This window comes from Corynebacterium fournieri, assembly GCF_030408775.1.
Classification (GTDB): Bacteria; Actinomycetota; Actinomycetes; order Mycobacteriales; family Mycobacteriaceae; genus Corynebacterium; species Corynebacterium fournieri.
Map to the genome: position 1 here is coordinate 1,168,948 of NZ_CP047210.1, position 13,138 is coordinate 1,182,085.

A 13,138-nucleotide genomic window follows, 5' to 3' on the forward strand; every position below is an offset into this window, starting at 1 on the left:
AGCTTACCTGCGGCTGCGCTTGCCCAAATCTCAATCCCATGTACTTTCAAAGCGCTTGCCGCTCGACACCCATTGTATGACGCTGCGACAGAGAATAGGTAATACGTTTGGTGTGATTGTCGCCACTCTCACCCAAAAAGATTCCCGGCCCCGAATCACCAGTGGATTCGGGGCCGGGCAGGAGGGGAGTTGAGTTTACTTATCGTCCTTGACCTGCGGGTCAACGATCTGACCCTCGGTGACAGCAAGGTTGTGACGGGTGCGCGAGAAGGCGTTGATGGTCCACTCGTTGGCCGCAACGAGGCGGTTGCGGGTGCCGGTGAGGAAGGACAGGTGCACGCCGAGCCACATCAGCCAGCCGATGAAGCCGGTGATCTCTACCTTGCCCATCTTCACCACAGCGTTGAAGCGGTTGATGATCGCCATGGAGCCCTTGTCGAAGTACTCGAACGGGTCGCGGCTTTCCGGAGCGACGTCGTGCTCAACCTGTTCCTTAATGGTCTTGCCCACGTAAGCACCGGACTGGATAGCCACCTGCGCCACACCCGGGAGGCGGTCGCGGTTCATCATGTCGCCGATGATGAACAGGTTCCGCTCATCGCCCACGGACAGGTCGGCGTTGACCGCAACCTTGCCGGCGCGGTCCGCCTCGACGCCGAGCTGTTCGGCGATCTGCTTGCCCAGCGGGGAAGCGGCAACGCCGGCGGACCAGATCTTGGTCGGGGTGTCGATGGTGGTTTCCTGCTCGGTCTTCATGTCCTTGTAGGTCACGGAGTCCGCGTCCACGTTGGTCACCATCGCGTTGAGGATGACGGTCACGCCCGCCTTCTCCAGCTCACGCTGCGCCTTCTTGCCCAGGCGCTTGCCAAACGGCGGCAGGACCTGCGGTGCGCCATCCAGCAGGTAGATCTTGGACTGTTCGGTGGAGAAGGAGTAGCGGCCGGATGTGAATGCGCGGTGCGCCATCTCGGCGACCTGGCCAGCCAGCTCCACACCGGTCGGACCTGCGCCGACGATGACGAAGGTCAGCTCACGCTCGCGCTCTTCCGGCGTCTGCGCCAGCTCAGCGCGCTCGAAGGCTGCGATGAGGCGAGCGCGGATCTCGAAAGCGTGATCCAACGTCTTCAGGCCCGGGGCGAACTGCGCAAAGTGGTCGTTGCCGAAGTAGGACTGGCCAGCGCCTGCAGCGACGATGAGGGAGTCGTAGGAGAAAGTGGTCTCCTTGCCGCCCTCGACGGAGGTGACGATCTTCGCCTTCGCGTCGACAGTTTCAACCGTGCCGCGCACCACGCGGACGTTCTGCTGGTCTGCGAACATCTGGCGGATGTCACCGGTGATCTCGCCGGAGGACATCAGGCCGGTTGCCACCTGGTAGAGCAGCGGCGGGAACAGGTGGTGGTTGGTGTTGTTGATCAGCGTGATGTCGACATCAGCGTCCGCGAGCTCCTTCGCCGCGTTCACGCCGCCGAAACCTGCGCCCACAATGACAACGTGGTGGCGACTGCCTTCGGGGCGGTACACGTGTGAGGCCATAGGTGATCTCTCCTCGGGTCAATGACGTTATTTATTGGAACGGGGTACATAGTACGCGTGTGCCGCACAACGGCGAGGGCTGCCTCCGCCGTGGCACTCCGCCTGAAGGCTGTTGGGCCACTAGCATTCGAGGAATGTCCGAGAGCACGCCTGCAGCCACGTATGCGCACCTGAAATCCATCGACGCTGCCGCTTGGCCAGGGGTGGCGGCGGTGCCGCAGCCGGGGAGGTTTCGCACCCGTCGCGCGGAGGCGTCCTTCGCCCGGGCCTGCGCTGCGGCGGGGATAGAGCTCGAAGGCGATAATGCGGGCGTCACCGTGGAGCGGGCCGAAGTGTTTCAACGCATTGCGGCTGGTGGTTGGGTCGGATTCGCGGAGAGCTACATGGCAGGCGAGTGGACGACTCCCGGCTCGCAGCAGCTTGTCGACGTCCTCACGGCCCTGTTGCGCACCGGTTACCACCCGCGTACCCAGCGGGTCGACGCGCCTCGTCCGGCCACGGCAGGGGATCTGCCGCCGGAATTGGTGGCGCACTTTTCCGGCGACGGCATGAGCGCTTTTCAGGGCCACTTCGCCACCGGAGTGGCCACAACCGAGCGTGCTCAGCTCAAATCCCACACCAAAGGGGCGGGACGCGGATCCGAGCCTGCCCACCATTTCGTAGACGTGACGGAATTCGGCGCACCTTTGGAGTCTGACCGGGACGACCTGGCAGACGCGCAACGGCGCAGCATGGACATGCTTTTAGACGGAATTGGGGCATCTTCCGGCACCTACATGCTTGAGTATCCCTCCAGCGGAGGTGCGCTCGCGTTCACTGCAGCGTCCCGGGGCGCAACCGTCGACGCGGTCGCGAGGGATGCGCGCATGTACGCGGCAATGCGCGAGCGGCTCATCTTGTCGGGAACGGACGGTTCGGTCACCGTGGACAGGGTCGCGGAGGGGCCTCAGGCGCTGGCGCAGCAGCGGCATGGTGTCTACGACGCTGTGGCGAGTATGGAGGCGCTGGAAACGATGCCGCCGCGGCAACAACGGCAGTACCTGCGGGCCGTGGACGGCTTGCTTGCGTCCGGCGGCCGTGCGGGGCTGCAGGCGATCATGCGTACCGACAAATACACCCGAGCGGCCGACCTGGCCGTGGAATCGCTTCGCGCCTATATCTGGCCGGGGCTGCACTTTGCCAGCGCTGAGGAGATTGCGAAGACGGTCGACCGGGAGACGGATCTGCGCGTGGTCGCGCAGACTGCAGCGCCGGAGCACTTGGCTGCGTCGCTGCGCCTGCAGCGCATAACGTTCGACGGCAAATTGCGCGATGCGGCCGCAGACGGATACGACGTGGTGTTCCGCCGCCTTTGGACGTGGCAGTTCGCGCTGCGCGAGGCGATGGCGAGACTGGGCATGATCGACCTCGCGCAGATTACGTTGGCGCGGCGCAATAGGAGGGGGCGCCGATAAGGGCTACCGTACCCTCCAGAACGCTACTTGACATAATGTACATTATCGGACATTCGTGCACCTGGATAAAGAAAAGGCGCCGCACGCTTCTCGTGCCCGACGCCCAGCTGTAGCCCGCTTTTAACGTAACGTTACGTAATAAGGCCCGACTACTTGGTCAGGTTCACCCGGACGTTAACTTCGCCTTCCTCGTTGATTTTCGCCGCGACCAGCTCCGGGGTCTCCACACCGTAATCCAGGCGGTTGATCGGGATGTCGCCCGCCACGATGATCCGGTCGCCAGAGCGCGCGACATCGAAGCGCTGAGTGATCTGATTGGTCGTGCCGTGGATGGTCAGATCTCCGGTTAGCTCAACGGACCCGACGGTGCCGTCGTCAGGCATGTCAGCAATGTCCGCGGGCTGCGTCACCGTAAACGTCGCCTCCGGGTACTCGTCCGTGTGGAAAATGCGGCGGCGCACGGACTCGTCGCGCTTGTCGGTGTCCGAGGAAAGGTGCTGCATGTCCACGACAATCTCGCCGGCGGTCAACGTGCCTTCGGTGACCGTCGCAAAGCCTGACACGTCCTTCGTGGAAGCCGACGTGCTGCGGCGCTCGCCCGGCAACACCTCGTCGAACGTAAAGCCGGCGGACGAGAAGTTGCTGCCCGGCTTGTTGGTGACCTGCCAGTCGCCGTCTACGTCTGTGGATGCCGCTGACACACGGCTGGCGTCAATCCCCTCTGTTTTCACTCCGCCGCCTTGCATCAGGGCTCTGAACAGCGGAATCATCGCCACCACGACCGCCAAGACGATGAAAGCGGACACAGCGACGATGAGGGTTTTACGCATTTTTGCGGTGTTAGCCACACTCGTTTCCACTCGGAAATCACCTCAGCTTTTCCAGTTGCTGAGCCAATCCTACTAATTCGTCACACAGCGGAGCCAAATCGTCGGCGCTGGCCCCTTCGGCGCTGGCTGTGCGGATATCCTCCGCCGCGCACCGCAGCGCGTACAGCCGATCGCGGATCTCGGCGACCTTGTTGCGGTTGAGGATCACCGCGTCTTCCTCCACGGCGGTCCCCGCAAGCATGGTGCGTTGCTCGTACGCACGTTGCTTGCAGGAAGGGCTGCAGTACTTACGCTTCCGGCCCCGCCCGCGGTTGACGGGAATTTCCTTGCCGCACCAGGCGCATACCGGCTGATTCTTCTTAGTCAGAGAGCGCAATTTATCCGTCACAGCCCCCTACTCTATTACAAGTGTCTTATTGAAAAAAGTAGCCGGGAACAAATTACGCAAACGCACCGTTATACTGGAGCGACTGAAAACAATCGGGTTGAAAAGGATGGTGAGTGCCATGGCTGATCGAGTTCTTCGCGGAAGCCGCATGGGCGCAGTCAGCTACGAAACGGACCGCGACCACGACCTTGCGCCGCGCCAGATGGCAAAGTACCGCACCCCCGACGGTGAGGTCTTCGAGGTGCCGTTCGCGGACGACGCAGAGATCCCCGAAGAGTGGATGTGCAAGAACGGCCAGGTTGGCACCTTGATGGAGGGCGAGGGCGTGGAGTCCAAGCCCGCGAAGCCCCCGCGGACGCACTGGGACATGCTGCGCGAACGCCGCAGCATCGAAGAGCTCGACGTGTTGCTCGAGGAGCGTCTGGAGCAGCTGCGCAAGCGCCGCCGCGTCGCCGCCCGCATTGCTAAGGAACAGCAGCAGGCCAACCAGAGCTAGCCGCTCGTCCTCCACAAACATGAATGCCCGCCCTGCGTGTGCAGGGCGGGCATTGCTGTTGCCTTAGTACGCGGGAGGCTACTTGCGCTTGCCGTCCAGTCCGACCGCGTGCAGCGCCTGCTTAAGGGTCACCTCACCGAGCGCGATCGCGTCGTTGACGCGGCGGGTCGCCTTGGAGCGAGCCTTGCCCAAGTCAGCGCCCTGGATCTCGTGCTTGGCCACAGCGCCGAACTCGGAGATGGCGTTGATGATCTGCTCCGGCGCATCCTCGACCTTCTTGCCCAGCCCGGCGAGCTTCGAGTGCTCCACGGCGTAGACAATCTGACGGCCGGTCTCCGTCGCCAAATCCTTGACAAAGGTGGTCTTGTCCGCCACTCCCCACTTGGTCACCTCGGCGAGCGAAGCCGTCGCAAAGCTGGCGTCAAGCTTGGACTCGCCCAACTTACGGTCCTCGAAGGTGATGGGTACTTCGCGCACGTCGAAGCCGAGCTGATCCACCTTGTGGGCGATTTCCACCTGGAAGATGTAGCCCTTGGTGGACAGGGAATCCAGGTCCAGCTCCTCCAGCACCTCGCGCTTGAACGCGCGGTAGCCCGCGGTCATATCCGCCACGTCGGTGCCCAGTGCCACGGAAATGTACTGGTTGCCCAGCTTAGACAGCAGGAAGCGGTTCTTCGGCCAGTTGACCACCTCACCGCCGTCGATGTAGCGCGACCCGATGGCCAGGTCCGCCCCATTTGCCACGGCGTCGAGCAGGCGGTGCAACTCCTCCGGAGCGTGGGAACCGTCCGCGTCCATTTGCACAATCACCTGGTAATCGCGCTCGAGTGCCCAGTTGAAACCGGCGCGGTACGCGGCGAGCAGGCCGTCCTTGCCGGTGCGGTGCAACACGTTGACCTCATCGTGCTTGGCCGCCAGCTCGTCAGCTTTCGCACCGGTGCCGTCCGGCGAATTGTCGTCAACGACGAGGATGTCCACTGCATCGTTGGCCGCCAAAACGCGGTCGACGATCAGCGGCAGGTTCTCCACCTCGTTGTAGGTCGGGATAATCACCAGGGTCTCGTTGGCCACGGCGCTAATTCTCCTCGTAGTTACGCTGTTGTGTTCTCGTAGGGAGCATACCCCCGCCGTCCGCGGCGCGCGGAGACGGCTGCGGCGACCATGAGCAGTGCTCCAGCCGCGACAAGGATCCACTCCAGCACCCGCCCGTAGCGCACCGCAGGGGTTTCGCCGGAGCGCAACGGCAACGTCTCCGCCAAGTGGGCGGGTTCGAAGATGCGTGTCTGCTGGGAGACGGACCCGTCCGGGCGCACGATGGCGGAGGCGCCCGAGGTCGCCACGACAACCACTGCCCTGTCGGTTTCCAACGCCCGCATCCGGCTCATCGCCATCTGCTGGTACGTCATGTCGGTAAACCCGAACGTGGCGTTGTTCGTCGGAGTGGTCAACAGTTGCGCGCCGCCGCGTACCGCCATTCGGTACGCCTCGTCTTCCGCCACCTCGTAGCATGTGGCCACGCCGACCGGAATGCCGCCCATGTGCACGACGCCGTTGTCGTCGCCCGGCTTGAAATCGCCCGCCAAATCCACCAGGTCCGAGAACTTGCGGAAGAAATCGCGCATGGGCATGTATTCGCCGAACGGCTGCAGGAAACGCTTGTTGTGCCGCTCCCCCGCCCCGGTCTCCGGGTCGAAGACCACCATGGTGTTGCGGGCACCGACTTCGTCTCGCGTGAGCGTACCCACCAGCAGCGGCGTATCCACGCCTCGTACCGCAACCCCCACCAGCGCCTCAGCTTCTGCGTCGGTAAACGGGTTGACGTCGGAGGCATTTTCCGGCCAGATCACCATGTCTAGCTTCTCGCCGGAATCCTCTGCCTCCTGCGCCAGCTTCAGCGTCTCGTTGACGTGGTTGCTCAACACCGCGCGGCGCTGCTCGTTGAAGTCCAGGCCCATCCGCGGCACGTTGCCCTGCACGGCACCCACCCGCGCCTGGCCTACCGTCGCGTCATCGCCATCGACGCCCGCGCCCGCGATGAGTCCGGCGACCAGCGGCAGGGCGACTGCTACTGCGGCGGCGCGGCGCGTAGCTGCGTCGACAAGCGCCACAAGCCCCACAGCCACGCACACCGCCGAGACAGTCACCAGCGCCGGACCACCCCAGGCAGCCAGCGCGGCGAGCGGGCCGTTGATCTGGCCCCACGCCAGGCGCACCCACGCGAAACCGCCGAAGGGCCACGACGAACGGACAAACTCCACGGCCAGATACACCAGCGGGAAGGCGAACGCGCCGAAGCGCCAGCGCCCGAGGATCACCCCGAACGCGCCGGTGGCCAGCGCGTAGAGCGCCATGGTGACCGCGAGCGCGATGTACGGCATCGCACCGACAAACTCGCCGACCCACGGCAGAAGAAACAGGTAGCAAAACAGCCCGTGCGCAAAACCGATCAGCGCGCCGAAGCGGACACTCGGGCGCTCTTGGGCCTCCCCGGCCATCCCGAGCGCCGAGGTGGCGCGTCGCGGCCAGGGCACAAGGGTCAGCCACAGTACAGCGATGCCGAGCAGCGCCGACCACCAGAGCCCGACCGGCTCGTAGGACAAGTACACCAGCCAGCCGGAAATGGCCGCTAGGCCGAAGCGGAGAAAGGCTGGCACTTTAGCGTGCCCCGCCAGTGCCGTTTTGGTCTTCAGGGCCGTCCATGCGGTACCACTTCTCCAGCTCCTCGGCGTCGATGACCGGGCGCTGCTGCGCCTCCGACTGCTGCGCCTCAGACTGTTGCGGCCCACCTGGCTGGGTAAACGAGCCGTAGCTGGTTTGGAACTGCCCCATCGGCGTCGCCTCGTACACGCGAACGCCCAGGTTTTCCACGGCAGCGCGCGCCCGCCGGGTCATGGCTTTGCGGATCAGGTTGCGCGTTGGGCCAAACACCAGCGGCAGGCCGATTAAGGAGGTGACAAAGCCGGGGATGACGCTCAAGGTCCACCCGCCGATCAAAAGTGCACTATCACCTGCGAGTTTACCCACGCTGGAGCGCCCGTCCGCGGCGTCGAGCAACGCTCCGCGCAGCGACAAGCTGGCCGCGGCACCGCCCGCGATCATGAGCACGAAGATGGCAAGCAGCGCCCAGCCCACGCCGATGGCCTTGGCCACCAGGAAGAAAGCGAGCGCTTCAACGAGGAAGTATGCGAGAAGAGGAATCGGCATGGCCACGAGGTTACCTGGCCGCACGCCTACCTCGGCATGTGCCTCCACACCGGGCGCGGCACAAGGCGCATGATCGCGGCCAGGACCGCCAAACGGCGCGGGATCCACACCGTGGCGCTGCGGCCGCGTCCTGCCGCCTCGACGACGGCTTCAGCGACCACATCCGGGGTCACCGACATCACCGCGGGTTTCATCCCCTCCGTCATGGATCCGATGACGAAGCCTGGGCGGGCGAGGATGAGGTTGACGTCTGTGCCGTGCAGTCGGTCCATCAGGCCCTGGCAGTATGCGTCCAGACCGGCCTTGGTGGAGCCGTAGACGTAGTTGGCTCTCCTGGCGCGCCATCCCGCGATGGAGGAAAAAGCGTAGATTTCGCCGGCTGCCATCTCACTTGCGAGCACCGTGAGCATGTTCACCTGCGCGAGGTAGTCCACGGTGGCAATGCGGGCGGCTTCTGTTTCGTCGCGCTCTGCCAGCTCCTGGTCGCCGAGGATGCCGAATGCGACGATGGCGGTGGTCACCTCACCGGCCTCGCGTACGACGCGGCGGTGCGATTCGAGGTCGGTCGCGTCGAAGTCCACCGCGACAACGCTTGCTGCCCCGGCGCTGCGCAGCTGCTTTTCGACGTCTTCCAGTTCCCCGCCGCCGCGCGCCGCCAGAACGACATCCCTGCCCCGGCAGACGCGTTGGGCGATCTCGCCGCCGATGTCGCTGCGTGCGCCCAGCAGCAGCACGGTGCCGCTAGGCATTATCGTGCCCGAGGTCGTGCCCAAGGTCGCGGCGGGTGCGGTTGAGCGGTTCAATACCGTCGGCGGTCATGCGCACAATGTCCTCGATCCGCATGCCCCATTCGCCGGGCTTGTAGATGCCAGGCTCGATGGAAAAGGCCATGCCTTCGCGCAAGACGACGTCGCTGCCGGCGATGATGAAGGGCTGCTCGTGGCCGGACAGGCCGATGCCGTGGCCCAAGCGGTGAGTGAAGTATTCGCCATACCCGGCTTCTGTGATGACATCGCGCGCTGCGGCATCGAGCTCACCTGCGGTGATGCCGGGGCGTGCGGCGTCGCACGCTGCCTGGAAGGCTCGCTCGAGCACCGCGTAGGCATCGAGGAAGTCCTGCGGCGCACGAGCAGGATCGCCCACGACGTGGGTGCGGGTGCAATCGGATTGGTAGCCCGATGGCAGCGCTCCGCCCAGGTCCACCACGACCGGGTCGCCCTCCTGCAGCACGCGGGCGGAGAAATCGTGGTGCGGGTTCGAACCGTTCGGGCCGGAACCGACGATGACGAACTCCACGCGCTCGTGTTCCTGCAGAATCATCGCGTGCAGCTCCTCGGCGATCTCGCGTTCGGTGCGGCCCGGCTTTAGCAGCTCGGCTGCGCGCTCGTGCACACGGTCGATTGCTTCGCCAGCAGCGCTCAGCTGCGCGACTTCCTCGGCGTCTTTGACCATGAACAGGTCAGCGACAGCGTCGGCGGCGAGTTCGGTCTCCGGCAGCAGCGCCTGCAGAGCAAAAACGTGGTCCGCGGTCAGAGAGCTGCCCAGTCCCACCGTGCCCTGGGAGAGGCGCTCGGCAGCGAGCTTGTACGGGTTATCCCCGTCGCGCCAGCCCACCACGTTGACGTCCGATGCATCCTCCAACCCGAGCGATTGAATGTCCGTCACCGGCGCGATAACCGCCGCTGCATCAGGTGCGATGACCAGCGCCGTGAGGCGCTCGTGCGAGGACGCCCAGGAGCCGGTGAGGTAAGCAAATTCCGCGCCGGTGCCGATGACTAGCCCCCCCAAGCCGCGCTGTTTTACCAGCTCGCCTGCCTTTGCGCGGCGTTCGATGTACACATCAGAGTTGAATGCAGTCATGGCCTAGATGGTAGATCGCTACCATCTAGAACGTGATGCCTGCCCTCGAACGCTGCGTAGCCCGCCTTTCCACCCCCGGCGGCGGCTACTGCTCGGGCGTGCTCATCGGCCCAGACGTGGTGCTGACCTGCGCCCACTTCTTCGCGCGGCGCGAAGCCTCGAGCGTGAGCGTGCGTGTTGACGGCTCCGCGTACCCGCTTAGCAGCCTCAGCACAGTCCGCGGCACGGACGTCGCGCTCGTGCGCCTGCCAAAGCCGGTCGAGGCTTCTCCCCTTCCCCTCGGGCCTCTGCCGCGCCCACTTTCCCGGACGATGACGCTTGGCTTCGGCGGGAGGGCCGATAGCGTGCAAACTCGTCCCGGATTGTTCCTGGGCACACTGCCGCTGTCGTGGTCGCGCACGGGTGCGACACGCGTGCGCCCGGCGGGGCTTTTATACGCTAACCCGCCCGCGGTCAAAGGCGATTCGGGCGGGCCGGTGTTGGTCGACGGCAAGGTCGTCGGCGTGCAGTCGTTGATCCTGGACCCGTGGGGCCGAAACTTGCGCATCGCCACGGTGGCGCTGTGGCCCGTGGGCCTGGCCGCCGCGCTGCGCGGTTTGGACGGACGCGCCTAGTTTCCAATTGCCACCACGCCGCGGCGGATGGCGTCCACGGCTCGGTTGGCGTTGTCGCGGATCGTGTCCGAGTACCCTGTTTTCTTGATCTGCTCCAGCAGGTCAATCACCTGACGGCACCAACGCACGAAGTCGCCCGGTGTCAGCTCTGCGCCAGATTCGGCTGCGGCGGCGAGCGCGTACCCGAGCGGGGCGCCCGCGGTCCATTGGTGGACGGACAAGCAGAAACCGGGGTCCGGCAGGCGGGTCGCCGGCAGGTTGTGGCGCTGCTCGTCGGAGACCAGTTCGCCGTAGATGCGCATGGTCTCGTTCATGGCGTCGGCCATGGCGTCGGTCGCTGCTTCGGGGTTGCCGCCAGTTGCACGTCGGTTTTCAAAGACGAGCATGGAGGCGACGCCTGCGAGTTCCGCCGGGTCCAGCCCGTCCCAGATGCCGCGCTTGAGGCACTGCGCCACAAGCAGGTCGGAGACGTTGTGGATGCGCGAGAGGCGTTCGCCTTCGTCGGTGACCTGCGGTTCGCCGTCGTGAAGCTCGACGTAGTCCATCTCTGTGAGCAATCCGATGATGCGCTCGAACGTGCGGCCCAGCGAATCGGTGGAGGTGTCTACGCGTTGCTCTAGCTTGGCCAGGGCGCGCTCCTCGCGCACGATGTCCTCGGCAGTGCGGGCGAGCAGTTCGCGGTCAGCAGCCGGCCAGTCGTGCACCGGGTGGTTGCGGATAGCCTCGCGCAGCGCAGTGATCTGCTTGTTGGGCCGCACGCGGGAGTGCTCGCGCAGGCGTTTGGGTGCGTTGAAATGGCCCCGGTGGAGCAGATCCGCCACCTTGCGCGCGTGCCGTCGCGGCTTGTCCTGCATATGGCGCGGCACCTTCACGCGGCCCACCACGACGGGCGGGTTCGTGAACGCCGCCGCATCGATGCGGCCGGACCAGCCGCGTTCTGTGGTCACCCAGGGCCGCGGGTCGTGCGGTTTGCCCGCAGGCTGCACCACTGCCGCAAGTTCGGGTTTGCGCTTGCCGGGCAGAGCGATGACCTGGCCGACCTGAAGGGAACCGAGGATCTTCTTCGTCTCGGTGTGGCGGCTGTCCAGGTGGTCGCGACGCGCCTGCTTCTCGGCGTCCGTGAGGTCGCGGCGCAGCTGGGAGTATTCCACCAGTTCGGCCGCCGCGTCGTCGCTCGGCGGCGCGAACGCGGAGATGTCGCGGTCGAGCTTGTCGCGCAGCGTGCGCACCTTCTGCTGCAGCCGCTCGATGTCGCGCACCTCCCCCACCACAGACCGGTCCGTTTGGAACTGCGCGAAGGATTGCTCGATCAGGCGGATGGAGTCTTCGTAGCCGTTCATGGCGAGCATGTTGATGGCCATGTTGTAGCCGGGCTGGAACTGGGAGATGAGCGGATAGGTGCGTGTGGACGCCAATCCCGCCACCTGGTGCGGATCCAACGCCGGTGCCCACTGCACCACTGCGTTGCCGATGTGGTCGATGCCGCGGCGTCCCGCACGGCCAGTGAGCTGCGTGTACTGGCCCGGCGTGAGATCTACGTGGGCCTCGCCGTTGAACTTGACCATCTTCTCCAACACCACAGTGCGCGCGGGCATGTTGATGCCCAACGCGAGGGTTTCGGTGGCGAAGACGACCTTGACCAGCCCGCGGACAAACAGCTGTTCCACAATGTGCTTGAAGGCGGGCAGCAAGCCGGCGTGGTGGGCGGCGAAGCCGCGCATCCAGGCGGTGCGCACCTGGCGGAAGTTCAACACCTCCAAGTCTTCTTCGGGGATGCCATCGATGCCTTCGTCGATGATCTGCTCGATCTCGGCGCGCTCCTGCGGGGACGTCAGCTCCTTGCGCGAGCGCAGGCACTGAAACAGCGCGCCGTCGCATCCAGCGCGGGAGAAGATGAACACGATGGCCGGCAGCATGTCTTCGCGCTGCAGCGCGGAGACGACCTCCGGGCGGCCGACTGGGCGGATCTTGTCCTGGCCGCGCACACGACCGCTGCGTGAACGCGCGCGGAACCCGCGGCCCTCTTCGAAGTCGCGGCGGCCCTCGTCCGACGATCCCGCCTCAATGCGCTCGATGGCGTGTTCCAAGCCTCGGTTTACTCTGCCGTCCGCGCCCGGCTCGAACAGGGGGAACATCTTGCGGCCCACCATCATGTACTGGCTCAGCGGCACCGGGCGGTGCTCGGAGACGATCACCTCGGTATCCCCGCGCACAGCGTCGAGCCACTCGCCGAACTCCTCCGAGTTGGAAACGGTGGCTGACAGCCCGATCAGGCTCACCGAATCGTCGAGGTTGAGAATGATCTCCTCCCACACCGCACCCCGGTCGCGATCGGCCAAATAGTGGATCTCATCCATCACCACGTGTGAGAGCCGCGCCAGCTGCGGCGACTCCGCGTAGAGCATGTTGCGCAGGACCTCGGTGGTCATCACCACGATCTCGGCGGAGCCGTTGATGCTGGTGTCGCCGGTGAGCAGCCCCACTGCCTCGGCGCCGTGCTCTGCAACGAGGTCGTGGTACTTCTGGTTGCTCAGCGCCTTAATCGGCGTGGTGTAAAAGCACTTCGTGCCGCGGTGCAGGGCGAGTGCGACGGCGAACTCGCCGACGATGGTCTTGCCGGAGCCTGTCGGGGCGCACACGAGCACTCCGCGATCCTGCTCCACCGCCTGGCAGGCCTGGAGCTGAAAATCGTCGAGAGCAAACGGCTTCGCGGCGGCGAATTCCCGCAGAAACGAGGTACCAGGTTCGGGGGAAAGCAT

General features: G+C 65.1%; 12 protein-coding genes. 3 read left to right on the forward strand and 9 right to left on the reverse strand.

The window, feature by feature from the left end; all coding sequences use genetic code 11:
* Positions 1-195: 195 nt before the first annotated feature.
* Entirely contained in the window at positions 196-1,533 is a 1,338-nt protein-coding gene (locus CFOUR_RS05680; RefSeq protein ID WP_085957955.1) for an NAD(P)/FAD-dependent oxidoreductase, read from the reverse strand.
* 134 nt (positions 1,534-1,667) lie between these two features.
* On the opposite strand from CFOUR_RS05680, the gene CFOUR_RS05685 reads away from it, so the two are divergent.
* Entirely contained in the window at positions 1,668-2,987 is a 1,320-nt protein-coding gene (locus CFOUR_RS05685) for an SAM-dependent methyltransferase (protein WP_085957956.1), read from the forward strand.
* A 149-nt stretch (positions 2,988-3,136) separates the two neighbouring features.
* Here CFOUR_RS05685 and CFOUR_RS05690 read toward each other — a convergent pair whose 3' ends face one another.
* Positions 3,137-3,817, reverse strand: coding sequence for a YceI family protein (locus tag CFOUR_RS05690; RefSeq protein ID WP_085958476.1), 681 nt, complete (start codon positions 3,815-3,817; stop codon positions 3,137-3,139).
* Between the two features lie 37 nt (positions 3,818-3,854).
* A complete protein-coding gene (locus CFOUR_RS05695) occupies positions 3,855-4,205 on the reverse strand; it encodes a hypothetical protein (RefSeq protein WP_230471843.1) in 351 nt (116 codons plus the stop codon).
* Positions 4,206-4,323: 118 nt separating this feature from the next.
* Here CFOUR_RS05695 and CFOUR_RS05700 point away from each other — a divergent pair, with 118 nt between their 5' ends.
* Positions 4,324-4,701: an RNA polymerase-binding protein RbpA gene (locus tag CFOUR_RS05700; protein WP_085957957.1), complete on the forward strand. Its 378-nt coding sequence runs from the start codon at positions 4,324-4,326 to the stop codon at positions 4,699-4,701.
* Between the two features lie 78 nt (positions 4,702-4,779).
* On the opposite strand, the gene CFOUR_RS05705 is transcribed toward CFOUR_RS05700, so the two are convergent.
* The 5 genes from CFOUR_RS05705 to CFOUR_RS05725 are packed head-to-tail and all read right to left on the reverse strand — an operon-like array spanning position 4,780 to position 9,765.
* A complete protein-coding gene (locus tag CFOUR_RS05705; RefSeq protein ID WP_085958478.1) occupies positions 4,780-5,781 on the reverse strand; it encodes a polyprenol monophosphomannose synthase in 1,002 nt (333 codons plus the stop codon).
* An 11-nt stretch (positions 5,782-5,792) separates the two neighbouring features.
* Positions 5,793-7,355 (reverse strand): apolipoprotein N-acyltransferase, encoded by a 1,563-nt coding sequence (gene lnt / locus CFOUR_RS05710; RefSeq protein WP_085957958.1) that lies wholly within the window; start codon positions 7,353-7,355, stop codon positions 5,793-5,795.
* Between the two features lies 1 nt (position 7,356).
* The gene (locus tag CFOUR_RS05715) at positions 7,357-7,905 is read right to left on the reverse strand and encodes an FxsA family protein (protein WP_085957959.1); all 549 of its coding nucleotides are present in this window, start codon (positions 7,903-7,905) and stop codon (positions 7,357-7,359) included.
* 26 nt (positions 7,906-7,931) lie between these two features.
* Positions 7,932-8,654 carry an SDR family oxidoreductase gene (locus CFOUR_RS05720; RefSeq protein ID WP_085957960.1) on the reverse strand — a complete coding sequence of 241 codons (723 nt, stop codon included), beginning with the start codon at positions 8,652-8,654 and terminating at the stop codon, positions 7,932-7,934.
* The gene (locus tag CFOUR_RS05725; RefSeq protein ID WP_085957961.1) at positions 8,647-9,765 is read right to left on the reverse strand and encodes a M24 family metallopeptidase; all 1,119 of its coding nucleotides are present in this window, start codon (positions 9,763-9,765) and stop codon (positions 8,647-8,649) included. The genes CFOUR_RS05720 and CFOUR_RS05725 overlap by 8 nt, the downstream gene beginning before the upstream one ends.
* Before the next feature lie 35 nt (positions 9,766-9,800).
* On the opposite strand from CFOUR_RS05725, the gene CFOUR_RS05730 reads away from it, so the two are divergent.
* A complete protein-coding gene (locus tag CFOUR_RS05730; RefSeq protein ID WP_085957962.1) occupies positions 9,801-10,379 on the forward strand; it encodes a trypsin-like serine peptidase in 579 nt (192 codons plus the stop codon).
* On the opposite strand, the gene CFOUR_RS05735 is transcribed toward CFOUR_RS05730, so the two are convergent.
* Positions 10,376-13,138, reverse strand: a complete 2,763-nt coding sequence (locus CFOUR_RS05735) for a DEAD/DEAH box helicase (RefSeq protein ID WP_085957963.1) — start codon at positions 13,136-13,138, stop codon at positions 10,376-10,378. The two genes, CFOUR_RS05730 and CFOUR_RS05735, sit on opposite strands and share 4 nt — an antisense overlap.